Origin of the sequence: Micromonospora sp. NPDC048169 (assembly GCF_040652815.1) — a bacterium.
In the GTDB taxonomy this organism is placed as follows: Bacteria; Actinomycetota; Actinomycetes; order Mycobacteriales; family Micromonosporaceae; genus Micromonospora.
This window is the reverse complement of the sequence record NZ_JBEZMS010000042.1, coordinates 21,503-40,032: the sequence shown is the minus strand read 5'-3', so window position 1 is coordinate 40,032 and position 18,530 is coordinate 21,503. Positions and strand designations below refer to the sequence as shown.

The following is an 18,530-nucleotide window of genomic DNA, read 5'->3' as shown; positions in this document are numbered from 1 at the left end:
ACCCGCTGCTGGAAAGCCACCAACCACTGCGCCACCGAAGAACCCGCACTCGTCACCCGCGACGACGGCACACAACTCACCGCCTGCCACTACCCCGAGAAGGAGGCACCGCTCGACACGCCTATGGAAGCCACCCCGGCGCCCGGCAGCGACGAACGCACCTGACTCACGACGGGCCGGGGGCGACCATCGGACATCGTTCGGGCATGTCCGCGCACTACCCGTGGGCAGCCCGCTCGACCGGCCGGACGACCCCGGCTCGCCCGGCGGTTTCGTCGGACCCGCTCGCTAGGGTACGGACGTGATCGCCGATGACTCCGATGCCGTGACAGTCCGCTTCCTGCGCATGATGCGTGCCGAGATAGGCGCCGAACGGGCGGGCGAGGATTCGCTCGGCCGCACCGTCGACCTCGCCCGGCGCTTGTGGGGCACCGGCGACGCCGCCGACGCGCGCCTCGCCGACGCCCTGCGCGAGCTGCACGGCGAGCCGGCCGACTCGCACGACGTCGCGGGTGCGGCGAACGCCCTGACCGCCGACGCCGGCCTGCTCACCGAGCCCGACGCGCGGGGCGCGGCGCTGGCCCGGTTCACCGCCAACGCCCGGCGCCTGCGCACCGGCGAGATCACCCCGGCCGAGTTCGACGAGCTGACGACCCGCGAGCGCACCGACCCCGACGCCTGACGACGAGCCGGGCGGCTCCCAGCGTCGTCGCCGGACGCCCGGAACCTGCGCACCGGCGTCACGCCGCGCGACCGGCCGTCACCACGCCGGCGGATCAGCCCGTCCGGACCGGCACGGCGAACTCCGGCGCGTCACCGCTGAGCATCGCCGTCCGCGACGGCACGCGCCACAGCTCGGCCAGCGCCGCGGCCAGCTCGTCCACGACCTGACGTACGGTCGGGGCCGCCCCGTCGTGCATCGCCTCGACCACCACCAGGACCTCGGTGGTGGCGGCCCGCACCGCTGACGCGCCGCTCTGCCGGTGGCACCAGCGCCGGGCGTGCGCGTGCCCGCCCTCGTCGGCGAAGATCACCTCGTCGGGCACCGGGTGCTCCGCCTCCCCGCCGAGGGTCAGATAGGTTTCCGTGCCCTCGGCCGGGCGTACGGTCAGGTCGCCGTCGACGTGGGCGAGGTCGAGCACCGCCACCGGCACCGCGTACCGGACCGACAGCGCGTTGCCGAGATCCACCAGCGGATGCAGGCGGGGCAGGTCCCCGTCCCGCCGCAGCCGGCGGAGCAGCGACTCGGCCGCGCAGCGGTAGCGGGTCGGCGGGCAGCCCATCCGGGTGAACGCGCGCCGCCACGCCTGGATCTCCGGGAAGCCACCCTCCGGCCCGGCGGAAAGGCGGTCCCGGGCAGTGCCGAGATGCCCGGCCAGCAGTGGCGTGACGTCGACGTCGGGCGTGACGCCGGTGGCGTGCAGGACGCCGCAGGTCAGTTCCGGGAAGGCCGACCAGACCTCGGGGGAGTGCCGGAAACGCACAGGGAGACTCCTTTTCGGGCGGTGAACTGGAACGGGTCAGGCGGTGAGGGCGAGGCCGAGGCCCAGGACGAGGAAGCCGCCGGCGACGGCGTGCCGCAGCAGCCCGGTCAGCCGGGGCCGGGACAGCACGCGGCGACGCAGCGCGCCGGCCAGGAGCGCGTACCCGGCGAACACCAGCAGCGTGACAGCCATGAACACCAGGCCGCAGGCGAGCATCCGCGCCGTGGCGGCGGGCGTGTCCGGGGGTACGAACTGCGGCAGGAACGCCACGAAGAACACAGTCACCTTCGGGTTCAGCAGGTTCAGCAGCACACCGTCCCGGAACACCGCAGCCGCCGGACGTGGCGGCCGGTCGCTCCCGACGGTGAGCGTGCCCCGGTCCCGCAGCGCCGACCAGGCCATCCAGAGCAGGTACGCCACACCCAGCCAGGTCACCACGCGAAACGCCGGGGTGCCGGCGCGCAGCAGGGCGGCCAGGCCGGTCACCGCGGCGATGACGTGCGGGACGAGGCTGAGCGTGGCGCCGGCGGCAGCGGCCAGCCCGGCCCGGCGCCCGGCGGTCACGGCGGTGGCGAGTGTGTGCATCACCCCGGTACCGGGACTGACCGCGACGATCAGTGAGGTCAGCAGAAACGCGGCTGTCATGCGGTCCAGCCTGTGGCCATAATGGCCCGATGGACAGGGCCAAAGCCGTCGCTTCCCACGAGTCCAAAGCGGCCGGTGCCGACTTCCTCCAGCTCGACGTCGGCGAGGCGCCGCCCGGTGGCCGCGCGGACTGGCTGGCGGCCCGGCTGCGCTCCGCGATCGCCGACGGCCGGGCGCCGGTGGGCACCCGCCTGCCGGCGAGCCGCGTGCTCGCCGCCGAGCTGGGCGTCTCCCGGGGCGTGGTGACCGAGGCCTACCAGCGGCTGGCCGAGGACGGGCAGGTCGCCGGGCGTGGCCGGGCCGGAACGATTGTGGTCGCCACCCCGGCCGCCGCGCTCACCCGGCCGCCCCGGCCCAGGAGGACACCGGAGGTGTTCGCCGGTCGGCCCGGCATGGACGCGATCGACGAGCTGCGTGCCGTACCCGCTGAGGTGGACCTGACGCCCGGCGTACCCGATCTGGCGGCCTTTCCCCGCGCGGCCTGGCTGCGGGCCGAACGGGCCGTGCTGCAGCGGGTGGCGCCGGCGGCGCTCGGCTACGGCGGCCCGACGGGTACGCCCGCGCTGCGGCTCGCGGTCGCGAACTGGCTGGCCCGCAACCGGGGCATCCGCGCCGACCCGGCCGAGGTGGTGATCGTGGCGGGGGTTTCCCAGGCGCTCGGCCTGCTCGCGCGGGTGCTCCACGACCGGGGTACGCACACCGTCGCGGTGGAGGACCCCGGCTCGCTGGGCGTACGGCAGCACCTGGCCTATTCCGGGCTGGCGACGCCGCCGGTCCCGGTGGACGACAGGGGCCTGCGCGTCGACGCGCTGGAGCGGTCCGGTGCGCCGGCCGTGCTGCTCACCCCGGCGCACCAGTTCCCGACCGGAGTGGTGCTCGACGGCGACCGGCGCCGGCGGCTGCTGCGGTGGGCACGCGACGGTGGCCTGGTGGTGGAGGACGACTACGACGCCGAGCACCGCTACGACCGGCCGCCGGTGCCGGCGCTGCGGGCCATGGCGCCGGACCGCGTCTGCTACGTCGGCAGCATCTCCAAGCTGCTCGCGCCGGCCCTGCGGATCGGATGGATGCTGGTGCCGCCCGCGCTGCACGCCGAGGTGGTGGCCGCGAAGCGGGCCGCCGATCTCGGCAACCCGGCGTTGGCGCAGCTCGTGCTGGCCGAGCTGATGGAGTCCGGCACGTTGGAACGGCACCTGCGGCTGCTGCGCCACCGGCACGTACGCCGCCGCGACGCGATGATCCGCGCGGTAGGCGCGCACCTGCCGGGGGCGGTGGTGCACGGCGCCGCGGCCGGGCTGCACCTGATGGTCACGCTGCCCGGCGACGTCGACGACCGGGCGCTGGCGGCGGCGGCGCTGCGCCACGGCGTCAAGGTCCACCCGCTGTCCTGGCACGGCCAGCGCCCACAGCCGCCCGGCCTGGTCCTCGGCTACGCCTCGACCCCGCCGTCGGAGATCGACCGAGCCCTCTCCACGGTGGCCGACGCCCTCCGTACCCCGCCTCGGTGATCAAGGAGTTCGTGTCCGAGTCGATCTCCTCGAAGGACACAAACTCCTTGATCACCGGGGGAGAGGCGGGGTGGGTGGGACGGTGGGCAGGGTGGGCGGCGGGTAGAGGGTAGTGAGGGCGGTGGCCGTTTCGGTCAGGCGGGTGCGTAGCGCCTCCGGGGTGAGGACCTCCACCTCGGCGCCGAGCCGGAGCAGGTCACCGTGCGCGTGGGTGAGCGACTCGATCGGGATGACCGCGTGCACCCAGCCGGTGGCGTCGGGCGGGCCGGCGCTCGCCTCGGCGGCGGCGACCACCACGTCGCTGCCGACCTCGCGCAGCCGGGCGAAGCCGCGCGGCGACAGCCGGATGCGCGCCTCGTCGCGGTGCAGGCCCGCCCGGAACCGCACCACGTGCGCGCGCCACCAGGCCGGCAGGTCGAACTCCGGCCGCTCGAACGTCTCGTCCAGCGGGGTCAGGTCGAGGATCTGGTTGACCCGGTAGGTGGCCGGGTCGGCGCGGTCGGGCCCGGCGGCGACCAGATACCAGCGCCCGCCCTTGAGCACCAGCCCGTACGGTTCGAGGACCCGGGTCGTCTCGCCCCGCCAGCCCCGGTACCGCACCCGGACCCGGTGCTGCCGCCACACCGCCTCGGCCGCCTCGGCGAGGTGTGGCGACGGGTCGCCGTCGGAGTACCAGCCCGGTGTGTCCAGGTGGAACCGCTGCTCCAGCCGGGCCGCCCGGTCGGCCAGCGGGGCGGGCAGCGCGGCCCGCAGCTTGAGCTGCACGGCGGCGACGACCGACTGGTAGCCCAGCTCGGCGGCCGGCCCGGGGAGCCCGGCGAAGAGCAGCCGGTCGGCCTCCTCGGCGGTGAGCCCGGTCAGCCGGGTCCGCCAGCCCTCCACGAGCCGGTAGCCGCCGTCGTGTCCGGCCTCGCCGTACAGCGGGATGCCCGCCGCGTGCAGCGCCTCGACGTCCCGGTAGATCGTGCGTGCCGACACCTGGAGGCGGGCGGCCAGGTCGGCGGCGGTGAGCCGGTTGTGCGCCTGCAGGAGCAGCAGGATGGACAGGAGTCGACTGGCCCGCATTCTCCTGACACTAGCTGTCAGGGGAGCGGCCCTAGCGTGCCCGCATGGCTTTTCACGACAAGGATCTGACAGTGCCGGGGGCCGTCGAGGTGGCCGGCCGGCACGTCAAGCGCTACCACATGGACCAGCCGGGTCGCCGCCTCGAACCGCGGGTGGTCGACGCCGCGTACGCGTACCTCCCGGCGCTGCTGCCCGCCCCGGACGGCTCCACCCCGCCGGCGAGCTGGGTGGTGCTGCACCGGGGCGCGGACACCGGGGCGTACCTGCTGGCGTACAGCTGGTTCTTCGACAACGTGGTCGAGTGCCGCATCGCGATCGCCGGGCAGCCCGCGCTGGACTGCCCGGACGACGACCCGGCGCACTTCGTCGACCTGACCCGCCCCGGCGTCGGCTGCGTCTGGGAACTGGGCGTGCTGGAACACGAGCGCGCCGCCTGGATCCGGCACGTGCTCGCGCCGGACCGGCCGGACCTCGCGGGCTACCTGGCGGACGCCCGGGCCGAGGGGCCGGTGGGCCGCTGATGGGCGACTTCGACTTCCTCGTCGGCACCTGGGACGTGACCAACCGGCGCCTGCGGCAGCGCCACGTCGGCAGCGACGACTGGGACGAGTTCGCCGGTGTCAGCGAGGCGCGCTCGTTCTTCGACGGCGCGGGCAGCTTCGACGAGATGCGCTGCCCGAGCCGGGGCTTCTCCGGCTCCACGGTGCGCATCCTGAACCCGTCGACCGGGTTGTGGTCGCTCTACTGGATGCACAGCAGCCGTGGGGTGCTGGAACTGCCGCCGGTGGTGGGCCGGTTCACCGGCGGCGTCGGTGAGTTCCACGCCGACGACACCGACGAGGGGCGGCCGGTGCGCTGCCGCTTCCTCTGGTCGGCGATCACCGCCGACTCCTGCCGCTGGGAGCAGGCGTTCTCCACCGACGGTGAACGCACCTGGGAGACCAACTGGGTCATGGAGTTCCGCCGGACGCGGTGACCGGCGGCGTGGTGGTCCGGTAGATCGCGGTCAGCCACACGTCGAGCAGCACGTCCACCACGTCCCGCTCGGCCACCGCCGGGCCGTCCCCGGCGAAGGTGGCGTACCAGACGCGTTCGTTCATCGAGTTCAGCGCGATGGCGAGGTCCCGGGCGGGCAGGCCGTCCGGGGCCGCGCCGCGCGCGCGTTCGGCCTCGATCGCGGCCTGCACCGCGCGGACCCAGCGTTCCAGCACCTCGGCCCAGAGCCGACGCACCTCGGCGTTGGTGCCGCGCACCTGGGCGCAGGCCAGCACCACGTCCCGGTGCCCGCCGAACGTGGCGTGGAACCGGGCGATCAGCTCCCGCCAGTGGGCGCGCGGGTCCTCGGCGAGCCGCTCGAACACGCCACCGGCGGCGGCGTCGGCCTCCTCGGTGACCCGGTCGAGCAGCGTGAGCAGCACCGCGTCCTTGGACGGGAAGTAGAAGTAGAACGTGGGCCGGGAGATCCCGGCACCGCGCGCCAGGTCGTCGATGGAGATGTCGGCGAAGGGGCGCTGCGCCAGCAACCGCTCGGCGGTGGCCAGGATCGCGGTCTCCCGGTCGTCTCCGGTGGACCGGCCGGCCCGCCGCCCGCGCGTCGGCGCGGCGCCGGTCGGCGTACGGGCGGTCGTCATGTCGGCTGATGCTACACCCGCTCGACACCCTGTCGATTCGACTCGACACGGTGTTGACTGCGGTCGACGGCGATGGATAGTGTCCGGTCCACCGCCGGTGCGAACGGGAGAAACCGATGGCCGCAGACCACGTCGACGTCCTCATCGTCGGGGCCGGCCTGTCCGGCATCGGCGCCGCCGTCCACCTCGGACGCGAATGCCCCGGCAAGACCTACGCGGTGCTGGAGGCCCGGGGCGCGATCGGCGGCACCTGGGACCTGTTCCGCTACCCGGGCATCCGCTCCGACTCGGACATGTACACCCTCGGCTACTCGTTCAAGCCGTGGACCGATCCGAAGGCGATCGCCGACGGCGACGCCATCCGGGCGTACGTGCGCCAGACCGCCCGCGAGTACGGCGTGGAACGGCACATCCGCTTCCACCACCGGGCCCTGCGCGCCGAGTGGGACAGCGCCACCGCGCGCTGGACGGTGCACGCCCACCGCGACGACACCGGCGAGGACGTCACGCTCACCTGCGGGTTCCTGTTCACCAACTCCGGCTACTACCGCTACGACGAGGGCTACACGCCCCGGTTCCCCGGCGTCGAGCGGTACGCCGGCACGCTCGTGCACCCGCAGCACTGGCCGGACGACCTGGACTACGCCGGCAAGCGGGTCGTGGTGATCGGCAGCGGCGCCACGGCTGTCACCCTGGTCCCGGCCATGGCCGAGCGGGCCGCCCACGTCACCATGCTCCAGCGCTCACCCACGTACGTGATCGCGCTGCCCTCGCGCGACCCGTTCGCCGACGCCGCGCGGCGCTGGCTGACCCCGAAGGCCGCGTACGCGGTGGCCCGGTGGAAGAACGTCACGCTCGGGGTGGCCAACTTCCAGCTCAGCCGCCGTGCCCCCGGCGTGGTGAAGCGGTTCCTGCGCCGCGCCGCGAAGGGCCGCCTCCCGTCCGGGTACGACGTCGACAGGCACTTCTCGCCCCGCTACAACCCGTGGGACCAGCGCCTGTGCGTGGTGCCGGACGGGGACCTGTTCGCCGCGCTGAGCGCCGGCCGCGCGTCGGTTGTCACCGACACCATCGACACGTTCACCGAGCGGGGCGTCCGGCTCGCCTCCGGCGAGGAACTGCCCGCCGACGTGGTGGTCACCGCCACCGGCCTCAACCTGCTCGCGCTCGGCGGTATGACGCTGGCGGTCGACGGCGCGGAGGTCGACCTCGCCTCGACTGTGGCCTACAAGGGCATGATGCTGTCCGGCGTGCCGAACTTCGCCATGACCATCGGCTACACGAACGCCTCCTGGACGCTGAAGGCCGATCTCGTGGCCACGTACGTCTGCCGGTTGCTGCGCCACCTCGACGACACCGGGCAGCAGATCGTCACGCCGCTCGCGCCGGACACCGACGACCTCGAACCGATCATCGACCTCCAGTCCGGCTACGTGCTGCGTGCCGTCGACCAGTTGCCCAAGCAGGGGCCGCAGGCGCCGTGGCGGCTGCACCAGAACTATCCCCGCGACGTACGCCTGATGCGGCACGGCCCGCTCACCGACGGCGTACGGTTCGCCCGCGCGGGCGTACCCGCCACGGCGGCCACCACCTCGGGAGGAACCGATGCGTGACCTCGTCTTCCCCGGCGGCACGGCGGTGCTCACCGGCGCGGCCAGCGGCATCGGCGCGGCGCTGGCCCACGGGCTGGCCCGGCGCGGCGCCGACCTGGTGCTGCTCGACCGGGACGCCGACGGCCTGGCCGCGACAGTCGCCGCGATCCGGGCCGCGTACCCGGACCGGCGCGTCGAGACCCACCTGGTCGACCTGGCCGACGCCGACGCCACCGACCGGGTCGCCGCCGAGATCCACCGCGCGCACCCCCGGATCCGGCTGCTGATCAACAACGCCGGGGTGGCGCTGGGCGGGCGCTTCGACCAGGTGACCCTGGAGGAGTTCCTCTGGGTCATCGAGATCAACTTCCGGGCGGTGGTACGCCTGACCCACGCGCTGCTGCCCGCGCTCAAGGCCGAGCCCGGGGCCCACCTGGTCAACGTGTCCAGCCTGTTCGGCCTGATCGCGCCCGCCGGGCAGGCCGCGTACGCGGCGAGCAAGTTCGCGGTGCGCGGCTTCACCGAGGCGCTGCGGCACGAACTCGTCGACGACGGCGTCGGCGTCACGTCGGTGCACCCGGGCGGCATCCGGACCCGGATCGCCGCCAGCGCCCGCGTGGGCAGCGGCGTGGCCCTCGACGAGTACGAGGCCGGGCGCAAGCAGTTCGAGAAGCTGCTCACCATCGACCCGGCCACCGCCGCCGAGGTGATCCTGCGCGGCGCCCAGCGCCGCCGGGGCCGGGTGCTCATCGGCTGGTCGGCGAAGCTGCCCGACCTGCTTGCCCGCATCGCCCCCGCCGGGTACGGCAAGGTGCTGGCCCTGGGCATGCGCCAGCGCCCGGCCGGGCCGGCCGAGACCCCCGCAGCCGCGCCCGCCGAGGCGCCGGTCGCCGCGTCCGCAGCCGTGCCCGCCGAGACATCCGCAACTCCGGCCGTCGAAGCGCCGGCGGTCCGGGCCGACGTGCCGGTGCCGTCCGCCCGGACCGGCGAGGAGGCCGTGCCGGAATCCGGGCGCCGGGCGTGACGCTCGCCCTGCCCCCGGCCGGCGAGACCACAGTCGACGGGCGGCGCGTCCGGTGCCGGATCAGCGGGGACGGCTCGCCCGTGGTGCTGCTGCACGGCATCGGCCGTACCCTCGACGACTTCGCCGCCCTGCACACGGCGCTGGCGCGCGACCACCTGGTGCTCGCGGTGGACCTGCCCGGGCACGGCGGCTCCGCGCCGCTGGACGGCCCGCACACGCTCCCGGCCCTGGCCGCGGCGGTGGCCCGCTTCCTGGACGTGGCCGGGGTGGGCGACCCGGCGCACCTGGTCGGCAACTCCCTCGGCGGGGCGGTGGCGATGCGCCTGGCCGCCGACGAACCGCGGCGCGTCGCCAGCCTGGCGTTGCTGAACAGCGCCGGCTTCGGCCGCGAGGTGACGGTGGCGCTACGGCTGCTCGCGGTGCGTCCGCTGGCCCGGCTGCTGCTGCGCCCCGATCCGAGGATCGTCCGCCGCACCGAGCGGGCGATCTTCTACGACCCGGGGCACGTCACCGAGGAACGGATCGCCCTCGCGCTGGCCGTCGCCGGGCAGCCGCACGCGGCCCGGGTGATGCTGGAGCTGGTCCGTGACCTGGGGACCTGGCGCGGCGTACGCCCGCGGTGGCGTACCGAACTGCTCGACGCGGTGGCCGCGCTCGACCTGCCCACGCTGCTCGTCTGGGGCGACCGCGACCTGATCCTGCCCGCCGCGCACCTGGCGTACGCCCGCACCCGGCTGCCGCACGCGCGCAGCCACCTGTTCCCCGACACCGGGCACATGCCGCAGATCGAGCGGACCGCCGAGGTGGAGGCGCTGCTGCGCCGGCTGTGGGCCTGACGGTGGCCCGCGCCACTGTCCGGGCCCGCGCCGGGCCGTCCGGGCGGCCCGGGGAGCAAGCTTAGATACATGACGCATCCCAGCCGGACCGCGCTGTCCGCCGCCGAGCGGGCGTACCGGCACCTCAAGCAGGCCATCCTGGAACAGGTCTACCCGGGCGGCCAGCTCGTCAGCGAGGGGGAGATCGCCGAGGCGACCGGCGTGTCCCGCACGCCGGTGCGGGAGGCGCTGCTGCGGCTGGAGTCCGAAGGGCTGGTCAAGCTCTACCCGAAGCGCGGGGCGCTGATCCGGCCGGTCTCGGCGCGGGAGATCGCCGACGTCATCGAGGCCCGCCGCCTGGTCGAGCTGCACGCCGCCGACCGGGTCTGGCCGCGCCGCGCCGAGCTGCGCGCCGACCTGGCCCGCTGGCTGGACGAGATGCGCCGCGCGCACGCCGCCGGTGACCTCACCGCGCTGATGGCCGCCGACCGGTCGTTCCACGCCGCGGTGGTGGAGGCGGCCGGCAACGAGATCCTGGCCGAGCTTTACCACAGGCTGCGCGACCGCCAGCTGCGCATGGGCGAGGCGAGCTTCCGGCTCTCGCCCGGCTGGGCCGAGGTCGCCCTCGCCGAACACGCCGGCCAGCTCGCCGCGCTCGACGGCGACGACCCGCGGGCGTGGCACGACGCGGTGGCCGCGCACATCGACACCGCCGCCCGGATGCTCGGGACGCTGCGGTGAACGCGGGTCGCCGGCCCGCCGTCCTGGTGTACGCGGTGGCGCTGGCCGCGTACGTGGCCGCCGTGTTCCACCGCAGCTCGCTCGGTGTCACCGGGGTCGACGCGGCGGACCGCTTCCACATCAACGCCGCCGCGCTCGCCACCTTCTCCGTGGCGCAGCTCGCCGTCTACGCCGCCATGCAGATCCCGGTCGGGGTGCTGCTGGACCGGTACGGCTCACGCCGGCTGCTGCTGGCCGGTGGCGCGCTCATGGTGGCCGGGCAGCTCCTGTTCGCGGTCGCCGATGACGTGCCGGCCGCCGTGGCCGCCCGGGTGCTCGTCGGGCTCGGCGACGCCATGACCTTCATCAGCGTGCTGCGCATCGTCGCGTTCTGGTTCCCCGGCCGGCGCAACCCGCTGCTGGTGCAGCTCACCGGCACCGTCGGCCAGCTCGGCGCGGTGCTCGGCGCCGTACCCCTGGTGGCGCTGCTGCACCAGGCGGGCTGGACCCCGGCGTTCCTGACCGCCGCGGCGCTCGGCGCGACAGTGGTGCTGCTGGTCCTCGTCGCGGTACGCGACACCCCACACGCTGAGCACGCCACCGCGCTCGCCCCCGACCTGGCCACAGTGCGCCGCCAGCTCGCCGACGCCTGGGCCCAGCCCGGTACCCGGCTCGGGCTGTGGACGCACTTCGTCACCCAGTTCTCCGGCGCGGTGTTCGCCCTGCTGTGGGGGTACCCGTTCCTCGTACAGGGGCAGGGGTTCTCGCCGACCGCGGCGGCCGGGATGCTCACGCTGATGACGATGGCGACGCTGGTGTGCGGGCCGGTGCTCGCGCACCTGTGCTCCCGCCACCCGTTCCACCGCTCGGCGGTGGTGTTCGCGATCACCGCCGCCACCGCCGGGGTGTGGGCGGTGGTGCTGGTCTGGCCCGGCCGCGCGCCGCACTGGCTGCTCGTGACGCTCGTGGTGGTGCTCGCGGTGAACGGTCCCGGTTCGATGATCGGGTTCGACTACGCCCGCTCGTTCAACCCGGTGCACCGCATCGGCAGCGCCACCGGCATCGTCAACGTCGGCGGTTTCGCCGCCTCGATCGTGCTGATCCTGGCCGTCGGCGTGGTGCTGGACCTGGCCACCCCGGCCGGGCAGGCCGCGCCGCCGCTGTCCGCGTTCCGCTGGGCGTTCGCCGTGCAGTTCCTGCTCTGGGCGCTCGGCGCCGTGCAGGTGCTGCGCTACCGCAATGCCGCCCGCCGCCGGCTCGCCGACGAGCGGGCCGCCGTCGTGGTCGCGGCGCCTGCCTGAGTACGCGGCCGGTCCGGCAGCGCGCGGGCGGCCCGGCGCGGCCGGTTCAGCGCCGGTGCCGGACCAGCGAGTCGAGCACCAGCGTCAGCCCCGCGCCGACCAGCCACACGTCCTTGGCCAGGCCGATGCCCGCCTCGCTGGGCCGCAGGCTGGTGCCCTCGCGCATGCCCGGCGTCTTCAGGTAGAGCTGCACCAGTCCGGCACCGAACGCGGTGAGCGCGGCGCCGGCCAGCAGCGACGGCACGAACGGGGCGAGCAGCGCCGCACCGAGGGCGATCTCGCCCCGGGACAGCAGCACGCCGAACCGGTCCGGCGGGATCTGCCCCAGCTGCGGCATCGCGCCGGCCGCCATGCCGTGCATCCCGGCGGCGGCCTCGCCCTCCAGGTTCCGCTTGCCCAGCCCGGAGTTCAGGATGTACGCGCCGATCGCGACGCGCAGTGGCGCATGTGACAACCTCATGATCACTCCCGTCCCACCTGGTAGAGCCGGCATCCCGGGTACCCGGTCATGACCAGGACAATCCGGCGGCCTTCGTTGGGTCGCGGGTCATGATCAGCGGTAGGTTCGGCAGAGGCAGACCACGCAACGGAGGAGGCACCGTGAGCCAGGAAGTCCGGGGAGTCGTGTCGCGGCGCAAGGGCGCGCCCGTGGAGGTCACCACCATCGTGGTGCCGGACCCGGGGCCGGGCGAGGCGGTGGTCCGCATCCAGTCGTGCGGCGTCTGCCACACCGACCTGCACTACCGCGAGGGCGGCATCAACGACGACTACCCGTTCCTGCTGGGCCACGAGGCCGCCGGCATCGTGGAGCAGGTGGGCGACGGGGTCACCGACGTGGCGCCCGGCGACTTCGTGGTGCTCAACTGGCGCGCGGTCTGCGGGCAGTGCCGGGCCTGCCGCCGTGGCCGCCCGTGGTACTGCTTCGCCACTCACAACGCCACCCAGAAGATGACGCTCACCGACGGTACCGAGCTGACGCCCGCGCTCGGCATCGGCGCGTTCGCCGAGAAGACGCTCGTCCACGCCGGGCAGTGCACGAAGGTCGACCCGTCGGCCCGGCCGGCGGCTGTCGGCCTGCTCGGCTGCGGTGTGATGGCCGGTCTCGGCGCGGCCATGAACACCGGCAACGTGACCCGGGGCGACTCGGTCGCGGTGATCGGCTGCGGCGGCGTCGGCGACGCGGCGGTGGCCGGCGCGGCACTGGCCGGTGCGACCACGATCATCGCGGTGGACACCGACTCCCGCAAGCTCGACTGGGCGCGCAAGTTCGGTGCCACGCACACCGTCAACGCCTCCGAGGACGACGCGGTGGAGGCCATCCGCGCGGCCACCGGCGGCTTCGGCGCCGACGTGGTGATCGACGCGGTGGGCCGTCCGGAGACGTGGAAGCAGGCGTTCTACGCCCGCGACCTGGCCGGCACCGTCGTGCTGGTCGGCGTGCCGACGCCGGAGATGACAGTCGACCTGCCGCTGCTCGACGTCTTCGGCCGCGGCGGCGCGCTCAAGTCGAGCTGGTACGGCGACTGCCTGCCCAGCCGCGACTTCCCCATGCTGACCGAGCTGTACCGGCAGGGCCGGCTGGACCTGGACGCGTTCGTCACCGAGGAGATCGCCCTGGACCAGGTCGAGGAGGCGTTCGCCCGGATGCACCACGGCGACGTGCTGCGCTCGGTGGTGGTCTTCCCGTGACCGCCCGCGTCGACCACGCCGTCACCTCCGGCACGTTCTCGCTGGACGGGCAGACGTTCGACGTGGACAACAACGTCTGGGTGATCGGCGACGACGCCGAGTGCGTCGTCCTCGACGCGCCGCACGACGTGGCGGCCATCCGCGAGGTCATCGGTGACCGGCGGGTGCTGGCGATCGTCGCCACCCACGCCCACGACGACCACGTACGGGTCGCGCCCGAGCTGGCCCGGGCCACCGGCGCTCCGGTGCTGCTGCACCCGGCCGACCGGGTGCTGTGGGACATGACGCACCCGGGCACGGAACCGGACGGCGACCTCACCGACGGGCAGACGATCACCGTCGGCGGCACCACTCTGCGGGTGTTGCACACCCCGGGCCACAGCCCCGGCGCGTGCAGCCTCTACGCCCCCGACCTGGGCGCCGTCTTCACCGGGGACACCCTGTTCGCCGGTGGGCCGGGCGCGACCGGACGCTCGTACAGCGACTTCGGCACCATCGTCGAGTCGATCCGTACCCGGCTGCTCACGCTGCCGCCGGAGACGGTGGTGCACACCGGGCACGGCGACGACACCACGATCGGGGCCGAGGCGCCGCACCTGGACGAGTGGATCGCCCGGGGCCACTGAGGACGACAGGTTCGCGCGGGCCCGGCCGGGCCCGCGCGGCGTCTTGCGGCCGTCAGTGCCCGGGACAGCCGCGTCTCCGTCCGCTTCGGAGCGGCCCGGAAAACCGTGTGGCCGCGCGGCCCGCCGTCCGGTGATACTCGGGCCCGTGCCCGTCGCCACCCTCACCGCCGCCCAGTCCGCCGCGCTGCGCCACGTTCGCGACATCGCGCTGCGCGACCGCCCGTCGGCGCTCGCCGTCATCGCCGACCACCTCGCCGCCTCCGGCGCCACCTACCGGTACGAGGAGGTCGTCGACGCGATCACCGGGTACGGCCGTCTGACGCTCAACTTCCACCCCGACCGGGTGCTGCGGGACGGCCGCACAGTGGTCGAGGCGCTGGACGAGGAGGGCGTCTACCGCAGCCAGTTCGAGACCGGCATCTCCAACGGCGGCCTGACCGCGTATCCGGGCGGCGACCGGGACGTGTGGGAGCGGGCGATGTTCGGCGGCGCGTACCAGCGGCCGGGCGTGCTGCCCGCGGAGCGCCCGAAGTACGGCGGCCTGAACCTGCTCGACCACGCCGACGGCGCGTGCCCCCGGTTCGGCTCCTGCCACCTGCGGCTGCGCCCGGAGGTGCTGGCCCGGGCCACGTTCAGCTTCGGGGACAGCCACGTCGAGCCCACCGAGTTCGGCACCGCCGATGTCTTCGAGCCGGTGTTCGCCGCGTTGCTGAACGCCACCACCGGGACCGGCGTCGCCCTGGGCGTGGCCGGCATGGACACCGGCACGCTGCTGCGGACGCTGCTGTGCCGCCGCGAGCGGGAGTCCGGGCGGGTCGGCCGGGCGCTTGACGACTACGTCGAGGCGCAGGTGCACGGCGAGATCAGCCTGGCCCGCGACGTGGAGGCGCTCGTGGTCGACCCGTCGTTCCGTGGCACCGACGTGGGACGGCGCCTGGAGGCGATCGCCGCGCGGCACGGCCTGGCGCTGCGGTTCCACCCGGGCTTCGTGCTGCCGGTCGACGGCGTGGACGCGGAGTTCCGGGGCCCGGACATCCCGCCGCTGGCCGCGCGGGTGGCCGCCGAGTTCGGGCACCCGGGGGAGCCGTTGCACGCGGCGCTCGTGGGCCGCGCCGCCGCCTCGGTGGTACGCGAACCGCAGCGCTGGGCCGACCGGGGACCGGTCGAGGTGACGTCGCAGCACCTCAAGCAGCTCTGGCACGTGCTGGTCCGGTTCGGCGCTCCGGCCTGATCGTCCCGGTCCGCCGCCGGAACGGCGCGCCTGCCCGGAATCCCGGGTGACCTGGGCCGCAGCCCGCGCCGTACCTGGCATTTCCGGAATGACCGACACGGCGGGCTCGTTGTGTCCCCCGTACCGCCGGAACCCAAACACCTACCCGGCGGTAGTCCCTCGAGGGGCGCTCACCCCGGAGCGCGTCGTAACGATCGAAAGGGCAACCATCGTGAAGCAGCACTTCACTCGATGGCTCCCCGCCATCGCGAAGACCGCCGTCGCGAAGACCGCCGCCGTCTCCCGTAACCGCCGTGCGGTGCTCAGCGTGGCGGGTGTGGCCGTACTGGGCGGGCTGGCCGTCGGCCCGGTCGCCGTGGCCGCGCCGGTGACCAGCGGGCCGCACGCCGGCGCCAAGGCCGCCATCGACCTGGCCACCGGCAAGAAGACCTCCACCGAGGCGGTCAAGCCCGGCCAGACCACCGGCCTGGACAAGGTGCCGACCCGGGCCGACCGGCCGGCCAAGGAGAAACTCGTGCCGCACGGCGTCGAGGGCGCGCAGTCGCGCATCCCGCTCGACGACGCGCAGCTCGACAACGCCAAGGCCATCGTCGAGGCGGCCAAGGAGACAGGCGTGGGGGAGCGGGGCGCCGTGATCGGCGTCGCCACCTCGCTCCAGGAGTCGAAGCTGTACAACCTGGGTCACCTCGGCGCGTACAACGACCACGACTCGGAGGGCCTGTTCCAGCAGCGCCCGTCGTCCGGTTGGGGCACGTCCGAGCAGATCACCGACCCGGACTACTCCAGCAAGGCGTTCTTCAACGCGCTGAAGAACGTCGGCGGCTGGCACGAGCTGCCGCTGACCACCGCCGCGCAGACGGTCCAGGTGTCCGCCTACCCGTACGCGTACGCGCAGTGGGAGGAGCAGGCGGCGGACATCGTCCAGCAGGTCTGGTGACCCGACACCCGTAGCGAACGGCCGGCCCCTTCCGGGGCCGGCCGTTCCGCGCGCGGGGCTGATCCCCGCCGATCTTAAAGTTGTGGCACCTCGCAGACCTCGTGAACCGGACATCCTGGGCGCCACAACTCCAAGATCGACCGGGGAGGGCGGGAGGGCGGGCCTGTGGGGCGGAGTGTCCGGGTGCGCTGTGGTGGGCGGCACCGCGCGGGCGGAATCGGGGGCGGGCGGGTGGCGTTGTAACCCGGTGCGCGACCGGAGCGGCGCCCCCGGGAACAGCCCCGGGCCGCCGGTCGTTGCACACCCGGCACGCCTCGCGCTGCCGGATCCCCCCGAACTTCTTGAGCGCCTGACGGTGCCCACGCGTCCGTCCCCGGATGCGTCGACCCCCGAACGGAGCCACCATGAACACGATCCTGCGCAAGAGCATCCTCGGTGTCGCCGGTCTCGCCTTCACCGGTGGCGTGTTCGCCGGCCCGGTCGCCGCGCACGCGACGGAGACCGCCAAGCCCGCCGCGGTCGCGGTCCAGAGCGCGCAGGGCGCGCAGTCGCACGTGGACCTGAACGACGAGCAGCTGGCCAACGCCAAGGCCGTCATCGCGGCCACCAAGAAGGCGGGCCTGCCCGAGCGGGCCGCAGTCGTCTCGATCGCCACCGCGCTGCAGGAGTCGAAGCTGGAGAACCTGGGTCACCTGGGTGACCGCAACGACCACGACTCGCTGGGGCTGTTCCAGCAGCGGCCGTCCAGCGGCTGGGGCACGCCGGAGCAGATCACCGACCCCGAGTACTCGACGCTGGCGTTCCTCAAGGGTCTCAAGCAGGTCGACGGCTGGCAGGACATGCCGCTGACCGAGGCCGCGCAGACCGTGCAGGTCAGCGCCTACCCCGACGCGTACGCGCAGTGGGAGAACCAGGCCGCCGAGATCGTCGCCGAGCACTGGAACAAGTAAGAGCTGACGAAGGCCGGTACCCGGATCGGGTGCCGGCCTTTCGCGTGTCCTCAGTCGCTGTGCGCGGTGAGCCACGACAGCACCGGCTCGACCACAGACGGGTCCAGCGGCTGCTTCACCTCGTCCCGGTACGCCCGCAGCGACGGCGGTCCGGGCTGGCGGCGCAGCACGTGGGTGACGTCCGGCAGCACCCCGGTCCGCACCGGCCCGCCCGCGTGCGCGGCGATGACCGGCAGGTCGGCGGGGTCGGTCTGCAAATCCTTGTCGCCGGTGAGCGCGAGGATCGGGGCCTCGACGCGCGCCAGGTCCGGCCGGGGGTCGTAGCGCAGGAACTCCCGGAACCAGCGGGCGTTGAGCCGTTGCCCGCCGACCCACGCCACGTCCTTGTCGGTGGCGAGGATCTTCTCGTGGTTGCGGGCCACCTTCGCCACCAGGTCGGTGCGGGTGAGCCGCAGCAGCAGGCGTACCGGCCCGGGCAGCGTGGGCAGCAGCCGCCCGGCCTGCCAGCGCAGCACCTCGGCGCCGGTGCGCCCGGGCGCGGAGAGCAGGACCAGGCCCGCCACCGGTACGCCGCGCGCGGCGAGCGCGATCGCGGTGAGCGCGCCCTCGCTGTGCCCGACCAGGAACATCCGCCCGGCGTCCACGGCCGGGTCGTCGCGCAGCGCCGCGAACACCGCCGCCGCGTCGTCGACGTTGTCGTGGAAGCCGGTACGCGGGAACTCGCCGCTGCTCTCGCCGACGCCCCGCCGGTCGTACCGGGCGACAGCGAATCCGGCCCCGCTCAGCGCGGCGGCCAGGTGCCGCTGGATCCCCAGTGGCAGGCGGCGGTGGTCGCCGTCGCGGTTGATCGGCCCGGAGCCGGGCAGCAGCAGCGCCACCGGGTGCGGCCCGGCGCCGTCGGGCAGGGTGAGCGTGCCGGACAGCCGCTGCCCGGCCGAGTCGACGGCGAGCGGTCGGTGGATCGTCACCGCAGCACTGCCGCGGCCAGGGCGTCGGCGTCGTCGGCACCGATGAGCAGGGAGTCGTACGCCTGGCCGGTGAGGGTGATGCGGACGGCCGGCTGGCCGCCGCGGACGCTGACGAACTCCTTGCCGGCCTTGCCGCGCCAGGTGCCGACGTTGCGCGTGCGGGGCACGCCGAGGCCGGGCGCCCGGATGCCGCGGGTGGCGCGCGCCCCGTCCGGCACGACGGCGGCGCCGGCGACGGCGGAGCGGGGGAACGACAGGTCGCCGCGCAGGGCCCAGATCTTCTCGGCGGTGGTGAGCCGGACGTCGATGCGGTCGGGGGTGAGGTCGATGGTGGCCATCGGTGG

At 74.4% G+C, this 18,530-nt stretch carries 21 protein-coding genes and 1 pseudogene; 15 read left to right on the top strand and 7 right to left on the bottom strand.

Features of this window, described 5'->3' with window-relative positions; all coding sequences use genetic code 11:
• Positions 1 to 165, top strand: a pseudogene (locus AB0D28_RS25935) (dipeptide/oligopeptide/nickel ABC transporter ATP-binding protein); the annotation flags it as partial.
• A gap of 136 nt (positions 166 to 301) precedes the next feature.
• Positions 302 to 682, top strand: coding sequence for a hypothetical protein (locus AB0D28_RS25930; protein WP_357389863.1), 381 nt, complete (start codon positions 302 to 304; stop codon positions 680 to 682).
• A 94-nt stretch (positions 683 to 776) separates the two neighbouring features.
• Here AB0D28_RS25930 and AB0D28_RS25925 read toward each other — a convergent pair whose 3' ends face one another.
• A complete protein-coding gene (locus tag AB0D28_RS25925) occupies positions 777 to 1,484 on the bottom strand; it encodes a phenylalanine--tRNA ligase beta subunit-related protein (RefSeq protein ID WP_357389861.1) in 708 nt (235 codons plus the stop codon).
• Between the two features lie 36 nt (positions 1,485 to 1,520).
• Positions 1,521 to 2,129, bottom strand: coding sequence for a LysE family translocator (locus tag AB0D28_RS25920; protein ID WP_357389859.1), 609 nt, complete (start codon positions 2,127 to 2,129; stop codon positions 1,521 to 1,523).
• 29 nt (positions 2,130 to 2,158) lie between these two features.
• On the opposite strand from AB0D28_RS25920, the gene AB0D28_RS25915 reads away from it, so the two are divergent.
• Entirely contained in the window at positions 2,159 to 3,637 is a 1,479-nt protein-coding gene (locus AB0D28_RS25915; protein ID WP_357389857.1) for a PLP-dependent aminotransferase family protein, read from the top strand.
• Positions 3,638 to 3,688: 51 nt separating this feature from the next.
• On the opposite strand, the gene AB0D28_RS25910 is transcribed toward AB0D28_RS25915, so the two are convergent.
• Positions 3,689 to 4,702, bottom strand: coding sequence for a transcriptional regulator (locus tag AB0D28_RS25910; RefSeq protein ID WP_357389855.1), 1,014 nt, complete (start codon positions 4,700 to 4,702; stop codon positions 3,689 to 3,691).
• Between the two features lie 44 nt (positions 4,703 to 4,746).
• On the opposite strand from AB0D28_RS25910, the gene AB0D28_RS25905 reads away from it, so the two are divergent.
• Together AB0D28_RS25905 and AB0D28_RS25900 are read left to right on the top strand one after the other, a co-directional pair.
• Complete coding sequence (locus tag AB0D28_RS25905) at positions 4,747 to 5,223, top strand: hypothetical protein (protein ID WP_357389853.1); 477 nt, start codon at positions 4,747 to 4,749, stop codon at positions 5,221 to 5,223.
• A complete protein-coding gene (locus AB0D28_RS25900) occupies positions 5,223 to 5,678 on the top strand; it encodes a hypothetical protein (RefSeq protein ID WP_357389851.1) in 456 nt (151 codons plus the stop codon). The genes AB0D28_RS25905 and AB0D28_RS25900 overlap by 1 nt, the downstream gene beginning before the upstream one ends.
• Here the strand turns inward: AB0D28_RS25900 and AB0D28_RS25895 are convergent.
• On the bottom strand, positions 5,653 to 6,333 hold the full coding sequence (locus AB0D28_RS25895; protein WP_357389849.1) for a TetR/AcrR family transcriptional regulator: 681 nt from the start codon (positions 6,331 to 6,333) through the stop codon (positions 5,653 to 5,655). The two genes, AB0D28_RS25900 and AB0D28_RS25895, sit on opposite strands and share 26 nt — an antisense overlap.
• Before the next feature lie 116 nt (positions 6,334 to 6,449).
• Between AB0D28_RS25895 and AB0D28_RS25890 the strand changes: the two genes are divergently transcribed.
• The 5 genes from AB0D28_RS25890 (at position 6,450) to AB0D28_RS25870 (ending at position 11,785) form a co-directional block, all read left to right on the top strand.
• On the top strand, positions 6,450 to 7,946 hold the full coding sequence (locus tag AB0D28_RS25890; protein WP_357389847.1) for an NAD(P)/FAD-dependent oxidoreductase: 1,497 nt from the start codon (positions 6,450 to 6,452) through the stop codon (positions 7,944 to 7,946).
• On the top strand, positions 7,939 to 8,949 hold the full coding sequence (locus AB0D28_RS25885; RefSeq protein ID WP_357389845.1) for an SDR family NAD(P)-dependent oxidoreductase: 1,011 nt from the start codon (positions 7,939 to 7,941) through the stop codon (positions 8,947 to 8,949). The genes AB0D28_RS25890 and AB0D28_RS25885 overlap by 8 nt, the downstream gene beginning before the upstream one ends.
• A complete protein-coding gene (locus AB0D28_RS25880) occupies positions 8,946 to 9,785 on the top strand; it encodes an alpha/beta fold hydrolase (protein ID WP_357389843.1) in 840 nt (279 codons plus the stop codon). The genes AB0D28_RS25885 and AB0D28_RS25880 overlap by 4 nt, the downstream gene beginning before the upstream one ends.
• Positions 9,786 to 9,854: 69 nt before the next feature.
• The gene (locus AB0D28_RS25875; RefSeq protein ID WP_357389841.1) at positions 9,855 to 10,505 is read left to right on the top strand and encodes a GntR family transcriptional regulator; all 651 of its coding nucleotides are present in this window, start codon (positions 9,855 to 9,857) and stop codon (positions 10,503 to 10,505) included.
• The gene (locus AB0D28_RS25870; RefSeq protein WP_357389839.1) at positions 10,502 to 11,785 is read left to right on the top strand and encodes an MFS transporter; all 1,284 of its coding nucleotides are present in this window, start codon (positions 10,502 to 10,504) and stop codon (positions 11,783 to 11,785) included. The genes AB0D28_RS25875 and AB0D28_RS25870 overlap by 4 nt, the downstream gene beginning before the upstream one ends.
• Before the next feature lie 46 nt (positions 11,786 to 11,831).
• On the opposite strand, the gene AB0D28_RS25865 is transcribed toward AB0D28_RS25870, so the two are convergent.
• The gene (locus AB0D28_RS25865) at positions 11,832 to 12,245 is read right to left on the bottom strand and encodes a hypothetical protein (RefSeq protein ID WP_357389837.1); all 414 of its coding nucleotides are present in this window, start codon (positions 12,243 to 12,245) and stop codon (positions 11,832 to 11,834) included.
• A 140-nt stretch (positions 12,246 to 12,385) separates the two neighbouring features.
• Here AB0D28_RS25865 and AB0D28_RS25860 point away from each other — a divergent pair, with 140 nt between their 5' ends.
• The 5 genes from AB0D28_RS25860 (at position 12,386) to AB0D28_RS25840 (ending at position 17,218) form a co-directional block, all read left to right on the top strand.
• The gene (locus tag AB0D28_RS25860) at positions 12,386 to 13,474 is read left to right on the top strand and encodes an S-(hydroxymethyl)mycothiol dehydrogenase (protein WP_013286410.1); all 1,089 of its coding nucleotides are present in this window, start codon (positions 12,386 to 12,388) and stop codon (positions 13,472 to 13,474) included.
• The gene (locus tag AB0D28_RS25855) at positions 13,471 to 14,100 is read left to right on the top strand and encodes an MBL fold metallo-hydrolase (protein ID WP_357389835.1); all 630 of its coding nucleotides are present in this window, start codon (positions 13,471 to 13,473) and stop codon (positions 14,098 to 14,100) included. The genes AB0D28_RS25860 and AB0D28_RS25855 overlap by 4 nt, the downstream gene beginning before the upstream one ends.
• Positions 14,101 to 14,230: 130 nt before the next feature.
• Entirely contained in the window at positions 14,231 to 15,331 is a 1,101-nt protein-coding gene (locus AB0D28_RS25850) for a DUF3626 domain-containing protein (RefSeq protein WP_357389833.1), read from the top strand.
• Between the two features lie 211 nt (positions 15,332 to 15,542).
• Positions 15,543 to 16,268, top strand: coding sequence for a hypothetical protein (locus AB0D28_RS25845; protein WP_357389831.1), 726 nt, complete (start codon positions 15,543 to 15,545; stop codon positions 16,266 to 16,268).
• A 404-nt stretch (positions 16,269 to 16,672) separates the two neighbouring features.
• Positions 16,673 to 17,218 carry a hypothetical protein gene (locus AB0D28_RS25840; protein ID WP_357389829.1) on the top strand — a complete coding sequence of 182 codons (546 nt, stop codon included), beginning with the start codon at positions 16,673 to 16,675 and terminating at the stop codon, positions 17,216 to 17,218.
• A 50-nt stretch (positions 17,219 to 17,268) separates the two neighbouring features.
• Here the strand turns inward: AB0D28_RS25840 and AB0D28_RS25835 are convergent, their stop codons facing one another.
• Positions 17,269 to 18,186, bottom strand: coding sequence for an alpha/beta fold hydrolase (locus AB0D28_RS25835; RefSeq protein WP_357389827.1), 918 nt, complete (start codon positions 18,184 to 18,186; stop codon positions 17,269 to 17,271).
• Positions 18,183 to 18,524, bottom strand: coding sequence for a hypothetical protein (locus AB0D28_RS25830; RefSeq protein ID WP_357389825.1), 342 nt, complete (start codon positions 18,522 to 18,524; stop codon positions 18,183 to 18,185). Before AB0D28_RS25830 ends, AB0D28_RS25835 begins: the two co-directional genes overlap by 4 nt.
• Positions 18,525 to 18,530 lie beyond the last annotated feature (6 nt).

Excerpts from the sequence above, each read along its gene's own strand:
- AB0D28_RS25895 (WP_357389849.1), bottom strand. The coding sequence starts at position 6,333 with ATGACGACCGCCCGTACGCCGACCGGCGCCGCGCCGACGCGCGGGCGG.
- AB0D28_RS25920 (WP_357389859.1), bottom strand. The coding sequence starts at position 2,129 with ATGACAGCCGCGTTTCTGCTGACCTCACTGATCGTCGCGGTCAGTCCC.
- AB0D28_RS25910 (WP_357389855.1), bottom strand. The coding sequence starts at position 4,702 with ATGCGGGCCAGTCGACTCCTGTCCATCCTGCTGCTCCTGCAGGCGCAC.
- AB0D28_RS25865 (WP_357389837.1), bottom strand. The coding sequence starts at position 12,245 with ATGAGGTTGTCACATGCGCCACTGCGCGTCGCGATCGGCGCGTACATC.
- AB0D28_RS25915 (WP_357389857.1), top strand. The coding sequence starts at position 2,159 with ATGGACAGGGCCAAAGCCGTCGCTTCCCACGAGTCCAAAGCGGCCGGT.
- AB0D28_RS25885 (WP_357389845.1), top strand. The coding sequence starts at position 7,939 with ATGCGTGACCTCGTCTTCCCCGGCGGCACGGCGGTGCTCACCGGCGCG.
- AB0D28_RS25905 (WP_357389853.1), top strand. The coding sequence starts at position 4,747 with ATGGCTTTTCACGACAAGGATCTGACAGTGCCGGGGGCCGTCGAGGTG.
- AB0D28_RS25900 (WP_357389851.1), top strand. The coding sequence starts at position 5,223 with ATGGGCGACTTCGACTTCCTCGTCGGCACCTGGGACGTGACCAACCGG.
- AB0D28_RS25875 (WP_357389841.1), top strand. The coding sequence starts at position 9,855 with ATGACGCATCCCAGCCGGACCGCGCTGTCCGCCGCCGAGCGGGCGTAC.
- AB0D28_RS25840 (WP_357389829.1), top strand. The coding sequence starts at position 16,673 with ATGAACACGATCCTGCGCAAGAGCATCCTCGGTGTCGCCGGTCTCGCC.
- AB0D28_RS25890 (WP_357389847.1), top strand. The coding sequence starts at position 6,450 with ATGGCCGCAGACCACGTCGACGTCCTCATCGTCGGGGCCGGCCTGTCC.
- AB0D28_RS25830 (WP_357389825.1), bottom strand. The coding sequence starts at position 18,524 with ATGGCCACCATCGACCTCACCCCCGACCGCATCGACGTCCGGCTCACC.